The organism is Paractinoplanes rishiriensis, assembly GCF_016862375.1.
GTDB classification, from domain to species: Bacteria; Actinomycetota; Actinomycetes; order Mycobacteriales; family Micromonosporaceae; genus Actinoplanes; species Actinoplanes rishiriensis.
Map to the genome: position 1 here is coordinate 21,083 of NZ_BOMV01000119.1, position 18,164 is coordinate 39,246.

The 18,164-nt window shown below is 70.7% G+C and carries 19 protein-coding genes and 1 pseudogene; 14 read left to right on the forward strand and 6 right to left on the reverse strand.

Annotation, left to right across the window (positions count from 1 at the left end):
- Window positions 1-127: 127 nt before the first annotated feature.
- The 4 genes from Ari01nite_RS47450 to adhE all read left to right on the forward strand — a co-directional run bounded on the left by Ari01nite_RS47450 (window position 128) and on the right by adhE (window position 5,361).
- Window positions 128-826, forward strand: coding sequence for a response regulator transcription factor (locus Ari01nite_RS47450; protein ID WP_203791103.1), 699 nt, complete (start codon window positions 128-130; stop codon window positions 824-826).
- Window positions 816-2,192: a sensor histidine kinase gene (locus Ari01nite_RS47455; RefSeq protein WP_203791104.1), complete on the forward strand. Its 1,377-nt coding sequence runs from the start codon at window positions 816-818 to the stop codon at window positions 2,190-2,192. Before Ari01nite_RS47450 ends, Ari01nite_RS47455 begins: the two co-directional genes overlap by 11 nt.
- 101 nt (window positions 2,193-2,293) lie before the next feature.
- A complete protein-coding gene (locus Ari01nite_RS47460; RefSeq protein ID WP_203791105.1) occupies window positions 2,294-2,674 on the forward strand; it encodes an STAS domain-containing protein in 381 nt (126 codons plus the stop codon).
- A gap of 62 nt (window positions 2,675-2,736) precedes the next feature.
- The gene (gene adhE / locus Ari01nite_RS47465; protein WP_239163650.1) at window positions 2,737-5,361 is read left to right on the forward strand and encodes a bifunctional acetaldehyde-CoA/alcohol dehydrogenase; all 2,625 of its coding nucleotides are present in this window, start codon (window positions 2,737-2,739) and stop codon (window positions 5,359-5,361) included.
- Between the two features lie 136 nt (window positions 5,362-5,497).
- Here the strand turns inward: adhE and Ari01nite_RS47470 are convergent.
- Window positions 5,498-6,698, reverse strand: a pseudogene (locus Ari01nite_RS47470) (hypothetical protein); the annotation flags it as partial.
- A 128-nt stretch (window positions 6,699-6,826) separates the two neighbouring features.
- Here Ari01nite_RS47470 and Ari01nite_RS47475 point away from each other — a divergent pair.
- Complete coding sequence (locus tag Ari01nite_RS47475; protein WP_203791107.1) at window positions 6,827-7,876, forward strand: hypothetical protein; 1,050 nt, start codon at window positions 6,827-6,829, stop codon at window positions 7,874-7,876.
- A gap of 65 nt (window positions 7,877-7,941) precedes the next feature.
- Here Ari01nite_RS47475 and Ari01nite_RS47480 read toward each other — a convergent pair whose 3' ends face one another.
- Both Ari01nite_RS47480 and Ari01nite_RS51210 read right to left on the reverse strand, forming a co-directional pair.
- Window positions 7,942-8,811 (reverse strand): universal stress protein, encoded by an 870-nt coding sequence (locus Ari01nite_RS47480; protein ID WP_203791108.1) that lies wholly within the window; start codon window positions 8,809-8,811, stop codon window positions 7,942-7,944.
- Between the two features lie 132 nt (window positions 8,812-8,943).
- Entirely contained in the window at window positions 8,944-9,249 is a 306-nt protein-coding gene (locus Ari01nite_RS51210; RefSeq protein ID WP_275410954.1) for a dsRBD fold-containing protein, read from the reverse strand.
- Between the two features lie 22 nt (window positions 9,250-9,271).
- Here Ari01nite_RS51210 and Ari01nite_RS47490 point away from each other — a divergent pair, with 22 nt between their 5' ends.
- The 3 genes from Ari01nite_RS47490 to Ari01nite_RS47500 all read left to right on the forward strand — a co-directional run bounded on the left by Ari01nite_RS47490 (window position 9,272) and on the right by Ari01nite_RS47500 (window position 10,960).
- Window positions 9,272-9,460, forward strand: coding sequence for a hypothetical protein (locus Ari01nite_RS47490; protein ID WP_203791110.1), 189 nt, complete (start codon window positions 9,272-9,274; stop codon window positions 9,458-9,460).
- A 767-nt stretch (window positions 9,461-10,227) separates the two neighbouring features.
- On the forward strand, window positions 10,228-10,545 hold the full coding sequence (locus Ari01nite_RS47495; RefSeq protein WP_203791112.1) for a hypothetical protein: 318 nt from the start codon (window positions 10,228-10,230) through the stop codon (window positions 10,543-10,545).
- Between the two features lie 100 nt (window positions 10,546-10,645).
- Complete coding sequence (locus tag Ari01nite_RS47500; RefSeq protein WP_275410955.1) at window positions 10,646-10,960, forward strand: CBS domain-containing protein; 315 nt, start codon at window positions 10,646-10,648, stop codon at window positions 10,958-10,960.
- On the opposite strand, the gene Ari01nite_RS51580 is transcribed toward Ari01nite_RS47500, so the two are convergent.
- A complete protein-coding gene (locus tag Ari01nite_RS51580) occupies window positions 10,899-11,213 on the reverse strand; it encodes a DUF6767 domain-containing protein (RefSeq protein WP_369076793.1) in 315 nt (104 codons plus the stop codon). The genes Ari01nite_RS47500 and Ari01nite_RS51580 overlap by 62 nt on opposite strands.
- Window positions 11,210-11,428, reverse strand: a complete 219-nt coding sequence (locus Ari01nite_RS47505; RefSeq protein ID WP_203791116.1) for a DUF1918 domain-containing protein — start codon at window positions 11,426-11,428, stop codon at window positions 11,210-11,212. Before Ari01nite_RS47505 ends, Ari01nite_RS51580 begins: the two co-directional genes overlap by 4 nt.
- A gap of 201 nt (window positions 11,429-11,629) precedes the next feature.
- Between Ari01nite_RS47505 and Ari01nite_RS51215 the strand changes: the two genes are divergently transcribed.
- The 5 genes from Ari01nite_RS51215 to Ari01nite_RS47530 all read left to right on the forward strand — a co-directional run bounded on the left by Ari01nite_RS51215 (window position 11,630) and on the right by Ari01nite_RS47530 (window position 17,158).
- Window positions 11,630-12,835 (forward strand): ABC transporter ATP-binding protein, encoded by a 1,206-nt coding sequence (locus Ari01nite_RS51215; RefSeq protein ID WP_203791118.1) that lies wholly within the window; start codon window positions 11,630-11,632, stop codon window positions 12,833-12,835.
- Between the two features lie 77 nt (window positions 12,836-12,912).
- The gene (locus tag Ari01nite_RS47515; RefSeq protein WP_438872308.1) at window positions 12,913-15,156 is read left to right on the forward strand and encodes a heavy metal translocating P-type ATPase; all 2,244 of its coding nucleotides are present in this window, start codon (window positions 12,913-12,915) and stop codon (window positions 15,154-15,156) included.
- 122 nt (window positions 15,157-15,278) lie between these two features.
- The gene (locus Ari01nite_RS47520; protein WP_203791120.1) at window positions 15,279-15,686 is read left to right on the forward strand and encodes a sporulation protein; all 408 of its coding nucleotides are present in this window, start codon (window positions 15,279-15,281) and stop codon (window positions 15,684-15,686) included.
- Window positions 15,687-15,697: 11 nt separating this feature from the next.
- Window positions 15,698-16,156, forward strand: coding sequence for a hypothetical protein (locus tag Ari01nite_RS47525; protein WP_203791121.1), 459 nt, complete (start codon window positions 15,698-15,700; stop codon window positions 16,154-16,156).
- Window positions 16,157-16,201: 45 nt separating this feature from the next.
- Entirely contained in the window at window positions 16,202-17,158 is a 957-nt protein-coding gene (locus Ari01nite_RS47530) for a galactose-1-phosphate uridylyltransferase (protein ID WP_203791122.1), read from the forward strand.
- Between the two features lie 9 nt (window positions 17,159-17,167).
- On the opposite strand, the gene Ari01nite_RS47535 is transcribed toward Ari01nite_RS47530, so the two are convergent.
- Complete coding sequence (locus tag Ari01nite_RS47535) at window positions 17,168-17,461, reverse strand: 2TM domain-containing protein (RefSeq protein ID WP_203791123.1); 294 nt, start codon at window positions 17,459-17,461, stop codon at window positions 17,168-17,170.
- Between the two features lie 390 nt (window positions 17,462-17,851).
- Here Ari01nite_RS47535 and Ari01nite_RS47540 point away from each other — a divergent pair, with 390 nt between their 5' ends.
- Window positions 17,852-18,082 (forward strand): hypothetical protein, encoded by a 231-nt coding sequence (locus Ari01nite_RS47540; RefSeq protein ID WP_203791124.1) that lies wholly within the window; start codon window positions 17,852-17,854, stop codon window positions 18,080-18,082.
- The last annotated feature ends 82 nt before the right edge of the window (window positions 18,083-18,164 follow it).

Below are 18,164 nucleotides of genomic sequence, written 5' to 3' on the forward strand. Positions count from 1 at the left end.
GCCGTCATCGAGGCGGTCGAGAAGCGGCGCATCTCGTCGTCGAGGGAGCGACCGAGGACCTGTGGTCCCGGCGGCTTCGGGTCCTTCGGCCCTTTCGGCCACACCGGTGACCGGCAAGGGTGGGGCCGTGCCGGGTTCGGTCCTGGTCGTGGAGGACGACCGTGAGTTGCGCGAACTGGTTCGCCGATATCTTCAGCGGGCCGGCCACCTGGTGCACACGACCGGGTCCGGCGCCGAGGCCATCGGCTTGCTCGCCGGCGGGGGAGTGGCGCTCGTCGTACTGGATCTCGGCTTGCCGGACATAGACGGGCGGGAGGTCCTGGCAGCCGCCCAGGCCGGCGGCCGCGCGGTGCCGGTGGTGGTGCTGACCGCCCGCAGCCATGTGGACGATCGTATCGATGGGTTGCGGCGGGGCGCCGACGACTACGTGACCAAGCCCTTTTCGCCGACCGAACTGGTCCTGCGTGTCGAGGCGGTGCTGCACCGCACCCGCGGTGTCCCCGGTGCCGCGGACGCCCCGGTCACGTTCGGGGCCGGCCGGCTACGGCTGGACGAGGTCCGCCACGAAGCACAACTCGACGGAGCACCCGTGGAGCTGACACCGACCGAGTGGGGGGTGCTCACCACGCTGGCGGCCACGCCGGGCCGGGTGTACTCCCGGTACGAGCTGATCAACCAGGTGCGCGGGTACGAGTTCCCCGGCTACGAACGCACGGTGGACTCGCACGTGAAGAATCTGCGCCACAAGCTCGGGCCCGAGGCGGGGCGGATCGTCGAGACGGTGCTCGGCGTCGGTTACCGGCTCGGGTGGGCACGTGACCGGTGACCGTCCCCGGCTGACCGGTCCGCTGGCCCGGCGGCTGCTCGCCGCGTTCCTGCTGGTTGCGCTCTCGTCGGTGGTGGTGCTCACGGTGGCCGCTCTGATCGCTACCGATCGTGGACTGGCCACCGCCGCGCAGCAGGACCACCAGCGGGCCGCCGCGCAGGTGGCCGCGGCGGTACAGACCGCATACCAGCAAGCAGACGGTTGGACCGGTGCCGACCTCGCCCCCGCTTCCGCACTGGCCGAGGCGGCCGGAGCGCGGCTCGTGGTGCACAACGTCGACGGCGTCATGGTGTGGCCCGGCCGCGGCCGGGGACCGAGCATGGGCTCCATGCACGACGCCGTCACTGCCGGCGCGACCGTCGAAAAGGCAGTTGTGGTCGCGGGGCGGCAGGTTGGTGACGTCAGGCTGACGTTCTCCGCGGGAGCGCCGCAGGGGCGTACGGTGGCCTGGTCCTGGGTCGCGGGAGCAGCCGTCGCCGCCACTGTGGCCGCGCTCAGTGTCGGCGCGTACGTCTCACGCCGCGTGTCCCGGCCGCTGGTGGAGCTGGCGGCAACCGCCCGCCGGTTTGCCGGCGGCGAGCACACCGCACGTGCCCGCCTGCACGCCCCGGGCGAGCTCGGCGACGTCGCACAGGCATTCGACACCATGGCTGACGAGGTGGTCCGCGCCGAGACCGTCCGGCGCAGGCTGGCCGCGGACGTGGCGCACGAGTTGCGGACCCCGCTCGCGGGCCTCCAGGCCGGTCTGGAGGAGCTGCGCGACGGCCTGCAAACCCCCGATGCGGCCCGCCTGGCCGCGCTGCACGATCAGGCGTTACGACTGGGCCGGATCGTGCAGGACCTGGCCGAGCTGTCCGCGGCGGAGTCCGTCGCCCTGTCACTGCATCCGGCCGAAACCGACCTGGCCGCGGTCGCGATGGCCGCCGTCGCGGCTCAGCGGCCCCGGCTGGAGGCGGCTGGGCTTGCGGTCACCACTGCCCTCGATGCGTCCGTGCCGGTGCTGGGTGACCCGGATCGGCTGCACCAAGCCGTGTCCAACCTGCTCGCGAACTCTGCTCGCTACTGCCGGTCCGGTGACCGGGTTCATGTCGGCGTCCACGCCGAGCGTGATGCGGCGGTGCTGAAGGTCGTCGATACCGGCCCCGGCATTCCGGCTGCCGAACTGCCGTACGCCTTCGACCGCCTGTGGCGGGGCCGGGACGCGGCGCGGATCGGTGGCACCGGCATCGGACTGGCCGTCGTACGGGAACTGGTGACCGCTCACGGCGGCGTCGTGGCGATCGACTCTCCCCAGGGCGAGGGGGTGACCGTCACGCTGCGGCTGCCCCTGCTGCGGCCGGCCCGGCCCGGCGACGGTTTCCGCTGAGTTCGTCCCGACCGGGTCCACCTTCGGGACGGGACGAAGGTCCCTGGTAGCCGGCTCGACCGGGCGACAGAATCACGTACACGGCTGACGGGATTCGATCCATGGCTGATATGACGCTCAATTTCACGGTCAAGCGCAACACCACGGTTATGTCGGTGCGCGGAACCATCGACGCCGCACGCTGCCCGCTGTTGCTGGACGGCTTTCACGCTGCCCGGGAGCTGCGCCGCCGGGGACCGATCGTGATCGACCTCGCGCACGTCGATCGGCTGGCCGCGGTGAGCCTGTTCGCGCTGCGCGAGGCGGTCAGCGAAGCCGACCGCGACGGTCGCCCCGTGACGGTGCGGAATTTGAACCTGAGTGTTGTCGACGACCCGCGCAGCCTCCTGCTACGTCACACCATGTGTGCTCACGTGAGGGGCGAAGAATCGCCCGCTCCACCCGGGACTTTCGGCCCGTCCGCCGGGGACTTAGGGGCCTGAGATCGCCGGCCGTCTCTGCCTAGCGTCGAAGGCGGAAACGTTGTGCGGCCGAGGAGTGAATGATGGTTGCCCCGGAACTGATTGCCCCGGAACTGACCGGCATGGTGGACGCTCTGGTCGAGGACGCGATGAAGGCGCTCGCCGACTACGACTCCTACGACCAGGAGCGGATCGACCGGATCGTCAAGAAGGCGTCGGTGGCGGCGCTCGACCAGCATGCCTCGCTGGCCCGGCTCGCGGTCGAGGAGACCGGCCGGGGTGTCTTCGAGGACAAGGCGGTGAAGAACATCTTCGCCTGCGAGCACGTCACGCACAGCATGGCGAAGCTGCGCACCGTCGGGGTGATCAGCGAGGACGAGATCAGCGGGATTGTCGAGATCGCCGATCCGGTCGGAGTGGTCGCCGGTGTCACGCCGGTCACGAACCCTACGTCCACCACGATTTTCAAGGCCCTGCTGGCGCTCAAGACCCGCAACCCCATCGTCTTCGCGTTCCATCCGGCGGCGCAGCGGTGCAGTGCCGCCGCCGCGCGTGTGGTGCGTGACGCCGCGGTGGCGGCCGGTGCTCCCCGGCACTGCATCCAATGGATCGAGCAGCCGTCGGTCGAGGCCACGTCCGCGCTGATGCATCACCCGGAGGTGGCCACGATCCTGGCGACCGGCGGCAACGGAATGGTGCGCGCGGCCTACTCGGCCGGGAAGCCTGCGCTCGGCGTCGGCGCGGGCAACGTTCCCGCGTACGTGGAAAAGAGTGCGAAGCTGCGCCGGGCGGTCCATGACATCGTGTTGTCGAAGTCCTTCGACAACGGGATGATCTGTGCCTCCGAGCAGGCGGTGATCCTGGACGACGAGATCTATGACCGGGCGATCGCCGAGTTCCGTGAACTGCACGCGTACGTCGCCTCGGCCGACGAGAAGCGCCGGCTGGAGGAATTCGTCTTCGGCACGCACGCGGACGGCGCCGGCTGCGACGGGGCGCGGCTCAATCCGGACGTGGTGGGGCAGCCGGCGGCGTGGATCGCCGAGCAAGCCGGGTTCACCGTGCCGCCGCAGACGTCGGTGATTCTGGCCGAGGTGGCCGCGGTCGGCCCCGGGGAGCCGCTCACCCGGGAGAAGCTGGCGCCGGTCCTGGCCGTGCTCCGCGCCGGATCTCGCGACGAAGGGCTGCGGCTCGCCGCCCAGATGGTCGAGTTCAACGGCCTGGGTCACAGCGCGGTCATCCACACCGAGGACGCCGCACTGGTTCAGGAATACGGCCTGCGGATGAAGGCCGTACGAGTCATCTGGAACTCGCCGGCCTCGCAGGGTGGCATCGGTGACATCTACAACAGCTTCATGCCGTCGCTCACTCTCGGGTGCGGCAGCTACGGCCGCAACGCCGTCTCGAACAACGTCTCGGCCGCGCACCTGATCAACGTGAAGCGGATCGGCCGCCGTACCAACAACCTGCAGTGGTTCAAGGTGCCCTCGAAGATCTACTTCGAGCCGCACGCGATCCGCTATCTCGCCGACATGCCGGACGTGCGGCGGGTCACCGTGGTGACCGACGAGACGATGACCCGGCTGGGCTTCGTCGACCGGGTCAACCGGGTGCTGCAGAGCCGCGGCGAGAAGGTCGCGCTGCAGATCATCGACGACGTGGAGCCCGAGCCACGGATCACCACGGTGGACCGCGGCGCGGCCCTGATGCGCTCGTTCCGGCCCGACACGATCATCGCGCTCGGCGGCGGCTCCGCCATGGACGCCGCCAAGGTGATGTGGCTGAAGTACGAACACCCCGAGATCGACTTCGAGGACATGCGGGAGAAGTTCTTCGACATCCGCAAGCGGGCGTTCGCGTTCCCGCCCCTCGGTGACCTGGCCCAGTTGGTGTGCATCCCGACGACCTCTGGCACCGGCGCGGAGGTGACACCGTTCGCGGTCATCACCGACCATCGCACCGGCAAGAAGTACCCGCTGGCCGACTACGCGCTCACCCCGACCGTCGCGGTCGTCGACCCGGAGCTGACCGCCAGCCTGCCCCGGGTCATCGCGGCCGACAGCGGGTTCGACGCCCTCACCCACGCGATCGAGACGTACGTGTCCGTCTATGCCAGCGACTTCACCGACGGCTTGGCCCTGCACGCGATCCGGCTGATCTTCGCGAACCTGCAACGTTCGGTGGTGGCCGGCGACGCCGAGGCCCGCGAACACATGCACAACGCCGGAACCATCGCCGGCATGGCCTTCGGCAGCGCCTTCCTCGGCATCGTGCACGCCATGTCGCACACCCTCGGCGCCACCTTCCACATCGCCCACGGGCGCACCAACGCCGTGCTGCTGCCGCACGTGATCCGCTACAACGGCACCACCCCGGCGAAGCTGTCCGGCTGGCCCAAGTACGAGGACTACCGGGCGCCGGAGCGGTTCGCCGAGATCGCCCGGATGCTGGGCCTGCCGGCGGCCACCGCCGCGGACGGCGTCGAGTCGCTGGCCGCCGCGGTGGAACGGCTGCGCGACGCGGTCGGCATCGAGCCGTCGTTCGCGGCCCTCGCCGTGGACGAGCGGGAGTTCCTGGCCGTGCTGCCGCAGCAGGCGCTCAACGCGTACGAGGATCAATGTGCCCCGGCCAACCCGCGCATGCCGATGCTCGACGACATGCAGCGACTCATGAGGGATGCGTACTACGGCGTCCGAGGGCTCACGTGAGCAGGTTCGGGCGGCGGGCGGGCGCACGTCCCGGTGGCTGGACCGGATCCGCGGTCTTCGGGACAGCAGCCGGGATGGGCCGGGACACCGGTCCGGCCGTGGTGACGACCAGGGGTTCTCCGTGGTGCCACAACTGGAGCTCGGCGTCGTCGCGGCCGTCCCGCAGTGAATAGGTAGCTTCGGTCGCGCGAATCCTCACCTGTACCCGCAGCCCTCGCCGAAGCAGGTCCAGATGACCGACCTCGGCCGCCATGATCGCCTGGCTGCACGCCGACAGCGAGGAGTCCCGGACGGTACGGCTCTCGTAGTAGGCGAAGTTGCGAGCCTTGTCCGCCGTGCTGAAGGAGTCACCGCACCAGTGCATTGCCAGCTCCAGGTCCGCCTGCTTCACGACCGGGGTCCGATACAGCTCCAGATACGCAACGCGCAGCATCAACGGGTAGTCTTCGGCAGCGGTGGTGGTGAAGTCCCATTCCTTCATGAGCGTGAAGCCGCGCGCCTGCGGGTGCACGCCAAGTTCCTCGTCGTACGGGATGTTCATGGCCGCAGCCGCGGAACGCCAGGACGAGATCTCCTCGTCGCGGACACCGAGCGCCCGGAACGAACCGGGGTGACGTGCTGCGGCGTCCGCCGCCGCTATCAGGTTTCGCCGGGGCATCTGATTGGTGTAGACGTTGTCGTCGGCGACAGCGGTGTACTCGTCCGGCCCGTCACGCCGTCGAGGTGGAACGTGCCGTGCCGGTCGTAATGACCGAACGAGACCCACAGTCTTGCGGTCTCCACCAGCAGTTCCACGCCGAAGTCCCGGTCGAACCGCTGGTCGCCGGTCGCGTTCACGTAGCGGATGACCGCGTCGGCGATGTCCGCGGCGATGTGCACCGCCGCGGTGCCGGCGGGCCAGTAGCCGGAACACTCCTGCCCGCGGATGGTGCGCCACGGAAACGCCGCGCCTTGCCACCTCAGCGTCGCGACGATTGCCCGCTGAGTGAACGACACAAGGCGCGTCGCGCGTACTCGAACCGCGCGGCCGGCAGCCGACCACTGCATCTCCCGGCGCAGCACACCGGCGGGCAGGTCGAGGACCCGCTCGTGACGGTGCAGCCGGCCGTCCCGGATGTCCAGCGGCTCGTCGTCCAGGAGCAGACGGATGAGTTTGCCGTTGGTGACGTTGACGACCGACTGTCCGGACTCGGGATAGCCATAGCCGCCCTCGGCTTACGGCAGAGGCCTCAATTCGTAGAACGAGTTCAGGTAGGTGCCCGGGCCAGCAGGTTGCTGTCGAGGTGCGTCTCACGCACCTGCCACGGCTCCACGGTGTATGCCGGATGGCGGATCACGAGTGCCCCCAAGCACGCAGACGACATTGCCGACCCCATCCGGCCCGGCAGCGCGGGCCGGATGGTCCTACCCGTCGCTCCCGTCCAGCGCAGACGGTGGAATCTGGTCCAGGACTTAGGAGACCGTCATGAGAACGACCGTACGCCTGTGCGCGGCGACCTCGGCGACAGCGGCGATGTGCCTGGCCGGTACGCCCGCCACCGCAGCGGCGCCACTGCGGCCGGTGCCGTCCTACCGCACCGTCATTCTCGGCACACTGGGTGGGACGTCCAGCGTGCCGGCCGCCGTCAACGACCACGGTGCCGTCGTGGGCTGGGCGAGCACGGCTACCGGCGCGCTGCACCCGTTCCTGTGGTGGCGTGGCCGGATGACCGACCTCGGAACGCTCGACGACCTCGACGGCGGCCGGGGGATTGCGGCCGACATCAACCGGCACGGCACGGTAGTGGGCCAGAGCGACCGCGGTGGTGTCAGCCGCGCCGTCCGGTGGCAGCATGGCCGGATTCGCGATCTTGGCACGCTGGGCGGCCCGTCCAGCTTCGCCACGGCGATCAACGACCACGGCGTGATCGTCGGCGCCAGCACCACCCGGGACGGCGCCCTGCACGCCTTCATCTGGCGTGACGGCAGGATGACCGACCTGGGTGTTCCGGGCGCTGGGGACAACTTCGCCGAGGACGTCAACGATCGCGATCAGGTGGTCGGTTTCGCCATGCCGACCGACATGCCCAACCTCCCCTACCGGTGGCAGCGCGGGCGGGTGACCGTCCTGCCGGCCTCACCGTTCGGCGGCCAGGCCCGGGCGATCAACGACGCCGGCACCATCGTCGGCTGGGTGTCCGGCGCCGACATGAACCGGGCAGCCCGGTGGCGGCACGGCCGAATCAGCCTGCTCAGTAACCTACCCGGCGGGAATGCCGCCATGGCGCGCGATGTCAACGACCGCGGGGTGATCCTCGGAGTCGGTAACGTGCGGCCACAGAGCCTCGACGATCACGCCTTCCTCTGGCGGCGCGGCGCCCTCCAGGATCTGTCTGCCGCCGGCATACCGCCGAGCGTGGAGGCGCTCAACAATCGCAACGAGATCATCGGCACGCTGCCGAGTCCCGGTGCGGACGGCGCGGTCGCGGCACTGTTCCTGCCCACTGGCCGCTCCGTCGCCCACGGAGGCCGGTGATGACCCTTGCGCTGCTGTTCGCTGCCGGGGGTCTGATCGCGTTCCACCAGCGGGACGCGGGATGATCATTCGGGCTTGGCGGCCCCGACTACGACGGTCGGGCATGCCGCACGCCGGAGCAGGTAGTGGCTGACCGAGCCGGGCAGCCGCTCCGCGAAACCGCCGGGCCGGCGGGTGCCGACCACGATCAGCTGCGCCGTCTGTGACCAGTCGCGGAGCAGGTGCCGGGCCGAACCTCGCCGGACCTGCGGTCGTACCCGCAGGTCCGGGAACCGTGCGGTCAGACCGGCACTCGCCTCTGCCAGGACGCGCTCTTCCAGCTCCGAGGTGTCCCGGACCGGACCGGTGAGCTCGGTGGTGTCATCGTCACTCCAGGCGTGCACCGCAACCAGGTCGGTGTTGCGCAGCGTGGCCTCCTCCGCGGCGAAGTCCACCGCCGCCGTCGAGGTCCGCGACCCGTTCACACCGACAATGACCGGACCGTCCGGGTTCGGCCGTCCCCGGACCACCAGGACGGGACTCCTGGCGTCGGCGAGGTCCAGTCCGGCCACGGAGCCGATAAGCATCCCCGGGAGCCCGCCGCCGGCGCGACTGCCGACAACGACCAGCATGGCGTGCTCACTCTCCGCCAATAGGACCGGGGCCGGCTGGCCCTCGGCTATGACGCCGGTCAGATCGACGCCGGGTGCGACCCGTCGCGCTGTCCTGGCGGCCTGGGCCAGGACGAACCTGGTCTGCGCACGGCACGCGTCCGGTGCCACCGCAGCCCATCGGGGAGGTGCGTTCCAGCGGGTGGGCGGCCAGGTGAAGGCGTGCACGATGCGAAGGCCCCGATGCCGGAGGCGCGCTTCGCGGGCGGCCACCCGTACCGCGGCCAGAGCGCCCGCCGAGCTGTCGATGCCGACAACGACCGGGGCTCCCGTGATGGTGGTCATGACGCGTCCTTTCATCCGGCACGCCGGGTGCCGGACCGCGCGTGGCGACCGCGGTCCGTGCACCCGGCGGGCTCAGCACCAGTGTCGGTTGCAGGACAGCCGGCCGTCAGGGCCGTAAGTCCCGTGCCGGTGTCATGATGTGAGCCGTACCGGTTGCCGGGTGAACTGCTCGATGTCGTCGGCGGTGGCGTCGAGCAGTTTGTAGGCCAGGTCCGCCAAGGCCCGAGCGGTGGCGAGCTCGTCGCCGATCTCCGGCACCTCGATGTCCGCCGGGCGCCGCCGGGCGGTGCCTTCCCCGCTCAGCGGGTTGCGGGCGTGCTGGTCCGGCCTACGAGGCCAACCGGCCCGTCCTGACGGCAGGCCAGCGTGCTGTGCCGTCGTAAGTGGCAGGACGGCGCGGTGCCGGAGACCGCGAGGATCATTGCCCGGGCGCGGCAAGGCGATCCCCCGGTACCGGAAGATGACTGAGGCTCAGCTGCGGATGACCGGCCGATGGCGCTGGCGGTTGTCCACCTCCGCCGGCCAGCTGGCGAGGGCCGAGGAGAAGCAGCGGGAGCTGGCCCGGCTGTACCTGGAGTTCGCCGACTTCCGGCGGCTCGCGGCCAGCCAGCTGCCGGAGCAAACACGCAGGCATTCGAGACGGCGCTGACGTCCCCGGCGCGGCCGGTCGCGAACCCCTGCCGCCACCCGCTGAGCCGGGACAGGAAACTGCATCAGGCTTTACCACCCACCAGCATCGGCCCGGCCAGGATGAGCACGCCGAGCAGCAGCAGAATCCCGACGATGACGAGAGCCATTGGTGTCACCTCCCATGGACGGTCTCTGCTCCGACGTTCTGCTGGTTCGAGCATGTGGACCAGGGTCGGTGGGACCGTCGACGAGGGGTCTTCCGGCTCTGCCCGCGATCTGCTGCCGCCCGGAGCGGACAGAGCCGGGTGGCCTTGCGCGATGTGCTCACTGAGGCAATCCGCCGGGACTTAGGGCCTTGCCGCCAAGCCGGGAGGCCAAGCAGGCTCTGACTCCGGCGCCGGAAGACGTCGTGATGGTGAACGGCCGCGGCGACCTCGCCGGCAGCATTCAGGACAGCGACGGCTCGGTGGTTTTCGGTGTGTGGCAACGGTACGACCGCTGGGCCGGCCTCGGCACGGTGGGCGACACTTACGTCCACGGCATGAACCAGCGCGGTCATGTCATCGGCGACGACCAGCACGCCGTGCAGGGCGGTTTCCTCTGGCAGGGCAACCGGCTGACCTACCTGATGATGCCGGACAGGGTGGTGTGGGCGACCGCGGTCAGCGACCACGACCAGGTGGTCGGTGACCTCAGTGTTCCGACAGGGCCGGGTCTGCAGGCGTTCTCCTGGAAGAACGGCTCCTTCACCCGGCTGCCCACCCGGACGGTCTGCTCAGTTACGCCGTGGACGTCAACGAACGCGGCCAGGTGCTCGGGACGCTGGTCGACGCCGACTGGTCGACCAGGCAAGGGGCGGTGTGGGACCGCGGCCGGCTCACGCTGGTCGGCGGACCGGACACCACCGTGCGGGCGATCAACAACCGCGGTCAGGTGATCGGGCTGACGGACGGCCGCCCGTTCCGGTGGCGGGACGGCGAAGTGACCTACTACGGCGGGGCGGCCGGGTCACAGGTCGTGCTGCTCGGCATGGACGAGGCCGGACGGCTGGTCGGTTTCGTCGACAACGGCACCAGCCGTGAACTTGTCACCTGGGCGCTGTGAGGGAGGCGACCGCGATGAAGGCGTGGACTGTTGACGACGTGATGACCCGGACGGTGGTGTCGGTGGACCGGACCGCTTCCTACCGCAACATCGCACCTGGATCGGAACGGCCGCTCGGCACATGGACCGCGCGGAGGTCAAGCGGCAGCCTGTTGTCGACGGGAACGGCCGGTTGGTCGGCATAGTCACCAGGGCTGATCTGCTCAGAGCGCACCTCCGGCCGGACACCGAGATCGCGTCCGACATCAGGACCGGCGTCCTCTCTCCGTACCTCCTCGACGACGCCGAGACGGTCGAGGTGTCGGTCGTCGACGGCACGGTGATCGTCCGTCCGGTTTCCGGCGTGGTGGATGTCATCTCGACCATCGAATACGGATACGACGACAGCGCTCAGTTGCGCGCCGGGACGACCTGACACGACGGAACCACGCTGCGCCTGAGCCGGCGGACCACTTGGCAGTCCGCCGGCTCAGGCGTTCCCCCCGTCGCGCACGGCGCGCGCGAGCACGCACGGCCGCGGCCTGGACACCGGCACGCAATTCCTCGTCGGTCATCACCAGGTAGACCAGGGGGCAGTCCTGCGGCCCGGCCGCGCCCATCTGGCAAAGGGTGCAGGGCTCTCCGGGACGTACCGGGCACTGGGCATCCGCCCGGCTCGTGCGAATCATGCGGTTTCATCCGTGCCGGGCTGTGGCGCGGCCGCATGTTCGACGTGCGTCTCAGGGCCCGGAAAGATGAGTCCGACGTGGCCGTCGTCGAGCCAGCGCACCTCGTAGGGCGGTGTGCCGTCGGCGTGGCGCAGCGCCGTGACAACTCCGACACGGGCGGCGTCGCCCACGTGCGTACCTCTCACCACGATCCGATCACCGACCTGCGCGATCATGTCTGCCTCCCGGTCCGGCGACTGGCTTCTCAGCTGCAGCGTGGCACGGGATGCGCTGCGGAGGCAGGGCCTTTGGTCCCGTCACCCGCGGTTGCCGGGACGTTCGGCCCGTACCCGGCCGCCAGTCAGCACTGTCCACGCCGGGACGCCGCCGGTGTACTTGACTCGTGATCATCGTGAGACAGGTCGAGGTGAGGGGTCATGTCGGTCGTGCGGCTGGAACACCTGACGAAAACATTCCCTGGAGGGACGACCGCTGTCGACGATCTGACCCTGACGATCGACGACGGCGAGTTCCTGGTGCTGGTCGGCCCGTCCGGGTGCGGCAAATCGACGGTTCTGCGCATGATCGCCGGCCTGGAAGCGGTCAGCGGCGGAGCCGTGTCCATCGACGACGAGGACGTGACCGACTGGCCGCCGAAGCTGCGCGACATCGCCATGGTCTTCCAGAACTACGCGCTCTACCCGCACATGACCGTGCAGGAGAACATGGGATTCGCGCTGAAGCTCCGGCACATGGACAAGGCCGAAGCCAGCGAGAAGGTGAACGACACGGCGGGCCTGCTCGGACTGTCCACGCTGCTCGACCGTAAACCGGCCGCGCTGTCCGGCGGGCAGCGGCAGCGGGTCGCGATGGGCCGGGCTCTGGTTCGCCGGCCACGGGTGTTCCTGCTCGACGAGCCGCTGTCCAATCTCGATGCCAAGCTGCGCGTGTCGATGCGCGCCGAGTTGTCCCGGCTGCACCAGCGGTATCGAATCACGACCGTGTACGTCACGCACGATCAAGTCGAGGCGATGACGCTCGGTGACCGGATTGCTGTGCTGGACAGGGGCCGGCTGCAACAGGTCGGAACGCCGGACGAGCTTTACCGGGAACCTGCCAACAGGTTTGTCGCCGGGTTCATGGGCTCCCCGAGTATGAACTTCGCGACGGTCGATCTCGGAGGCGACGCCGGGCGGGTCACGGTGCGTCTCGCGGGCCGGGAGTTCGAGGTTCCGGCCGCGCTGCGCCGCCGCCCGGGACTGGCGCGCTACCTCGGTTCGGCCGTGGTGATGGGCCTGCGGCCGGCGGCGTTCGCGCCGGCCACCTCGGCCGAGGTGGCAGCGTTGCGGGTCGTGCCGCTGGGCGTCGAGTCGCTCGGCGACGAGAAGCACGTGCTGTTCCGGCCCCCGCGGGCGATTGCCGCCGCCGGCGATGAGCCGGGCGGGGAGGACATTCCGGTCGCCGTGGACGAGGCCGACGACATCGAATTGTGGACGGCCAAAGTCAGTCAGCAGACGGCCGTGAGCATCGGCGAACCGATCGGGCTCTCCGTGGACCTGCGGGAGGCGTACTTCTTCGATCCCGTCGGCGGCGAGGCGATTCCCCTGCAGCGCGACATCGCTGCGACGGCGATCGCAGCGTGACAGCGCGTGTTTCGAGATGTGGGGTGGCTGCGTTGACTCGGTGGTTGCGGGAATCCGGATGGTTCGCGGCCGTTGCCATGCTGCTGGCCGCCGGTGCCGGCGCGTGGTTCGCCGGCGCCCGGCCGGTCGCCGACGCGCTGTGGTTCGCGGCGACGCTGGTGGGTCTGGCGCAGTCGTCGGTGAGCCTGGCCGGCGCGGTCCGGCAGCGCCGGCCCAGCGTTGACGTCATCGCCTGGCTGGCGCTGGTCGGCGCGCTGGTGGTCGGCGAGGCGCTGGCCGGTGCCCTGATCGCGCTGATGCTCGCCGGCGGCGTGCTGCTCGAGGCGCGAGCGGCCGCTCGCGCCCGCCGGGAGTTGAGTCTGCTGGCCGCGCGGGCGCCCCGGACCGCGCGTCGCTACGGGCCCGACGGCCTCCTGGAGTTGCCCGCCGACCAGGTGGGACCCGGCGATCGGCTCCTGGTGGGTTCGGGGGAGATCGTCCCGGTGGACGGCCGGCTCCTCGGCCCGGCGGTACTCGACGAGTCCGCGCTCACCGGCGAGCCCTTGCCGGTCGATCGGCCGGCCGGCGACGACGTGCGCAGCGGTGTGGTCAACGCGGGGACGCCGTTCGACCTGGTGGCGACCGCGTCGGCCGGCGAGTCGACGTACGCCGGGATCGTGCGCCTCGCCGAGCAGGCACAGGCCGCGGGTGCCCCGTTCGTGCGCGCCGCGGATCGGGCCGCCGTTGTCTTCGTACCGCTCACCCTGGTTTTGGCCGGTGCCGCGTGGCTGGTGTCGGGCGATGTCGTGCGCGCGGTGGCCGTCCTGGTCGTCGCCACGCCGTGTCCATTGCTGCTGGCCGTGCCGATCGCGATCATGTCTGGTCTGTCCCGGGCCGCCCGCAGCGGCGTGGTGATCAAGGGCGGTGCGGCGCTCGAGCGCCTGGCCGCGGGCCGGCTGCTGTTGTTCGACAAGACCGGCACCCTAACCCACGGCCGGCCCCGGCTGGCCGGGGTGGTCACGGCCGGCGAACCGGTGGACGCCGACGAGGTGCTGCGGCTCGCCGGCTCGCTGGACCAGGCGTCCGCGCACGTGCTGGCCGGCGCCATCGTCTCCGCCGCCCGCGAGCGGGGGTTGCGGCTGGAACCACCAGTGGATGTCCGGGAAGAGCACGGTTACGGCGTACGAGGTCTGGTCGGCGGCCACGAGATCCGGCTCGGCAAGGCGTCCTGGACGGCGTCCGGTCCGGCGCCTGGCTGGATGCAGCGGACGCGGCGCCGCGCAGAACTCGAGGGACTGCTCACCGTTTTCCTTTCCCGGGATGCCCGGCCGGCCGGTGCGCTGCTCTTCGAGGATCCGATCCGGGCGGACGCGCCACGCATGGTGCGAGCCCTGCGCACGGCCGGAATCGAACGCGTGGTCCTGGTGACCGGAGACCGGGACGACGTCGCGAGGGCAGTGGGCCGGATCGTCGGCGTCGACACCGTGCACGCCGACCAGGACCCGGCCGGCAAACTGGCGATCGTCCGGCAGGCGTCGGCCACCGCACCGACGATCATGGTGGGGGACGGGATCAACGACGCGCCTGCCCTGGCTGCCGCCGGAACCGGGGTGGCTCTCGCGGCCCGGGGCGCCACGGCGTCCGCCGAGGCGGCGGACATCGTGCTCACGGTGGATCGGATCGACGCCCTCGCGGACGCGATCCTGATCGCCCGGCGAGCGCGGCGGATCGCCTGGCTGGCGGTGATCGCTGGGATGGGCCTGTCGGTGACCGCGATGCTCGCCGCCGCGGCCGGGCTTCTGCCACCGGCGGCCGGAGCGCTGCTGCAGGAGGTCATCGACGTCGCGGCCATCGGCATCGCGTTGACCGCGCTCGTTCCGGTGCGGGCGTACACCCGCCACATGACGGCGGCCGACCTCGACACCGCGCGCCGGCTGTACGCGCAGCACCGGTCGGTCGAACCCGTGGTGGAACAGGTCCGCGACGTCGCGGACGCGCTTGCTCAGGACGGGACGGATCTGGCACCGCTTCGCGCCGTCCTGGGCCGGCTGGAGGGCGAACTACTGCCGCACGAGCGCGCCGAGGAGGCCGAACTCGTCCCGATCATGGCCAAGGCGCTCGGCGGCGCCGACCCCACCGGCGCGATCAGCCGGACGCATGCCGAAATCGAGCACTACATCGACCGCCTGGCCCGCACCCTCGACGATCCCGGCGACGACACCGCGGACCTGCAACGCCTGCTCTACGGCCTGTACGCGATCCTGCGGCTGCACAACGCCCAGGAGGAGGAGGCCGCCTTCAGCATGCTTCCGCCGGGCGGTCCCGAAGCGGACCGGAACTGATCGGGACCATCGGCTCTTTCGCCGGTTCGGTACCGGCCACCACGATGGACGGAGGGCCATCGGCGGGTCCGTACCGGAGCCGGACCGCCCGGCCGCCCGCCGGCCCCGGGAGAGTGACGATCATGGTTGCGGCGACGGAACACACGGACGTTCTCGCGGAGATTCGCTCCGCGGTCGAGTCAACCACCGCCGACCGGGTGTTCGGCGATCCGATCACCGTGGACGGCATGGTTCTGCTCCCGGTCGCCCGGATCGCCGGCGGGGGCGGAGGCGGCTCGGGATCCGCGCCCGAGCCGGGCGGACCGGAGGGTGGTGGCGGCGGGTTCGGCACGTACGGCCGCGGACTCGGCGTCTTCGTTCTCAAGGACGGCAGGGTGACCTGGCGGCCGGCGATAGACGTCAACCGCATCGTGCTGGGCGGCCAGCTCGTCGCCATCACCGCCCTGCTTGTCGTGCGCGGCCTGGCCCGGGCACGCGGCGCGTCCCGCCGCTGCCCGGGCCACCTGACGGGTCGCCGGAAGCCACGATAGGGGAGGTCATGATGTCCGCTGCTGATGCCGGCGGCCGGAAGCCGGCGGGCAACCAGCGCGTCGGCTACGCGATCGCGGCAGCCATTCACGTCGTGCTGCTGTATCTGGTCAACGTCCGGCCCGGCTGGGAGGCGCTGCCCTTCCTCACCGCCGGCACGGCCTCTTTGCTGACCCTGTTCAACCTCTCACTGGTCGCCGGGTTGGTGGTGAATGTCGTACAACTTTTCCACGACCCGCCCTGGCTGGTGGCCGCTGGTGCCGTGGTCACGACCGGGATCGGGCTGGCCGTGCTCATCCGCATCTGGCAGGTCTTCCCGTTCGACTTCGGGTCCGCGCCGGCCTGGGGAACCGTCACCCGAGTCCTTCTTGTCGTGGCTGTTCTCGGCACGACGGCCGGTCTCCTGGTGCACCTGGTCACGCTGACCGGCACCTTGTTCAGGGGCGGGCGGACCCGATCCCGGCACGTCTGATTGGTCAGAAGCGAGCTCCTGGCAGCGGATCGGTACCGTGGCCGCATGGGGCCCGAGTATCGCGTCGATCCGGAGACCGGCGACTGGCACATCGTTGCCCCGGCTCGCGCGGCGCGGCCCACCGATCTGTCCGGAAGCAGCGCGGATGCGTGCCCGTTCTGTCCGGGGCGCGAAGGTCTCACGCCGCCCGCGGTTTTCCGTACGCCGGCGGATCGCCGCCTGCCGTGGCAGGTCCGGATCGTGCCGAACAGGTACGCGGTGGTGGCGCCCGGACCGGGCGACGCCGCCACCGGAACGCACGACGTCGTGATCGAGTCACCGAACCACGACGGGGATCTGCGCTTCGCCGACAGCACGCAGACGGCCGAGGTGTTGGGGGCGATGCGGGAACGCTGCCGCGTTCTGGAGGCTCGCCGGCCCGGTGCCATCGTGGTGTTCCGCAACCACGGGGTGGCGGCCGGCACGTCGCTGCGGCACCCGCACAGTCAGATCGTCAGCCTCGACAAGGTTCCGCCCGGTCTCGCGCGCCGCTGGCGGCACGCCCGCTCCTTCTTCGACGAGACGGGCCGCTGTCTCGCCGAAGACCTCGCCTGCGCGGAGCGGTCGGCCGGCGTCCGGGTGGTCGAGGACACCGGCGACATCCTGGTCTATCAGCCACGTGCGGCCAGCGTGAGCCACCAGACCGTGCTGATCGCCGACGATCCGTCCGCGGGCCTGGCCGGCGCCTCCGACGCCGCCCTGTCAGCGATGGCGGAGGCGTTGCCGCGGGTGGCGGCCGGGCTGGCCGCGGTCCGCGACGATCCCGCGTACAACCTGGTGGTGCACGCCGGCCCGGTCGGTGACGAGACGGCGGCGCGGTGGTACCGCTGGTACGTGGGTCTCTATCCGCGGGTGAGCCGTCGAGCCGGCCTGGAACTGGCCACCGGCCTCGGCATCAACCCCACAGTGCCGGAGCAGACCGCTCCGGCACTTCGCCGGGCGATGGCCGTACGGGAATCCTGATCTTGGCGCTCACCGGCGGCCCAGCCGGTCCATCTCGGCTCGGATCGCCTCCTCGGACGGTGTCTTGCCGACAAAGAAGTCCCAGACGTGGAAGGCGAGCCCGATGCCCCAGATCAGCAGCGGGAACATCGGCCAGTAGAACCCGCCCGGGTTGGTCAGCAGCCAGATTCCGTTGAGCGCGAGATTTACCAGCACGTAGGCGAGCACGTGCGTCTGCAGGTCACGTCTCTGGCCGAGCCGGGTGATCGCCGTCTGCCGCAGGTCGTCCGGACGGTCGTCGCGCGGCGGCTCCGGAACAGTCATGGTCAGCCTCCCTCGGTTGATGGCCTGCTGGCAGCCTGCCACCGTCCGGGTCCGCCACCCAGTGCCGAAGGTCACGTGTGGCCGCCCGTACGGACGCCGGCGCTGCCCGGCGAAGCAGGACCAACGGCCCGCTCGCCGATTTCGAGCGCATCGCGGCCGGATACCCCGTTTTCCGGATCACGAGCCGCGCCACCGGCACGCACGACCGCTGAAGGTCCCCACCCGCCGGGCCGCCGTGCCGGCCGCCGTGGGTGCTCTGACCGCCGGCGAGTCGCCGGCCGTGTCCCTGCCTGCCCTCCTGGCCGCCGGTGCCGTGGAAGGACTGGTGCTGGGCGGGGCCAGGCCGTCGTGTTGCGGCGGATTCCGTCCGGCTTCCCGGTGTGGCGATGGATGGCGGTGACCGCTGCGGCGGCCGTCATCGCGCCGGCCCTGGATTCCGGTCACCGCGCTGTCCTGGCCGTCACCATGCCGCTGTGGCATCCCGGCCAGGCTCTGCCGGTCACGATAGCGATCGGGCTGGTTTCCGGCCTGCTGATGGCAGCCATCATGGCGGCGATAACCGGTCTGGCCGTGGTGCGGCTGGCCGATGACCGAGCCCTTGGCAGGTTCGTGGCCGAGTAGGCCGGCTGCACCGACTCCGCCGGTCGGCAATCGGCCCGGGCGATTTGGGTCCATCGACCCTGCCGGAGCTGGCCGGTGCCCT

What these genes read in the sequence shown, in the direction of transcription:
- Ari01nite_RS47460 (WP_203791105.1), top strand. Translation starts at nt 2,294, where the DNA reads ATGGCTGATATGACGCTCAATTTCACGGTCAAGCGCAACACCACGGTT.
- adhE (WP_239163650.1), top strand. Translation starts at nt 2,737, where the DNA reads ATGGTTGCCCCGGAACTGATTGCCCCGGAACTGACCGGCATGGTGGAC.
- Ari01nite_RS47475 (WP_203791107.1), top strand. Translation starts at nt 6,827, where the DNA reads ATGAGAACGACCGTACGCCTGTGCGCGGCGACCTCGGCGACAGCGGCG.
- Ari01nite_RS47480 (WP_203791108.1), bottom strand. Translation starts at nt 8,811, where the DNA reads ATGACCACCATCACGGGAGCCCCGGTCGTTGTCGGCATCGACAGCTCG.
- Ari01nite_RS47490 (WP_203791110.1), top strand. Translation starts at nt 9,272, where the DNA reads ATGACTGAGGCTCAGCTGCGGATGACCGGCCGATGGCGCTGGCGGTTG.
- Ari01nite_RS51580 (WP_369076793.1), bottom strand. Translation starts at nt 11,213, where the DNA reads ATGATTCGCACGAGCCGGGCGGATGCCCAGTGCCCGGTACGTCCCGGA.
- Ari01nite_RS47505 (WP_203791116.1), bottom strand. Translation starts at nt 11,428, where the DNA reads ATGATCGCGCAGGTCGGTGATCGGATCGTGGTGAGAGGTACGCACGTG.
- Ari01nite_RS51215 (WP_203791118.1), top strand. Translation starts at nt 11,630, where the DNA reads ATGTCGGTCGTGCGGCTGGAACACCTGACGAAAACATTCCCTGGAGGG.
- Ari01nite_RS47515 (WP_438872308.1), top strand. Translation starts at nt 12,913, where the DNA reads ATGCTGCTGGCCGCCGGTGCCGGCGCGTGGTTCGCCGGCGCCCGGCCG.
- Ari01nite_RS47520 (WP_203791120.1), top strand. Translation starts at nt 15,279, where the DNA reads ATGGTTGCGGCGACGGAACACACGGACGTTCTCGCGGAGATTCGCTCC.
- Ari01nite_RS47525 (WP_203791121.1), top strand. Translation starts at nt 15,698, where the DNA reads ATGTCCGCTGCTGATGCCGGCGGCCGGAAGCCGGCGGGCAACCAGCGC.
- Ari01nite_RS47530 (WP_203791122.1), top strand. Translation starts at nt 16,202, where the DNA reads ATGGGGCCCGAGTATCGCGTCGATCCGGAGACCGGCGACTGGCACATC.
- Ari01nite_RS47535 (WP_203791123.1), bottom strand. Translation starts at nt 17,461, where the DNA reads ATGACTGTTCCGGAGCCGCCGCGCGACGACCGTCCGGACGACCTGCGG.
- Ari01nite_RS47540 (WP_203791124.1), top strand. Translation starts at nt 17,852, where the DNA reads ATGGCGGTGACCGCTGCGGCGGCCGTCATCGCGCCGGCCCTGGATTCC.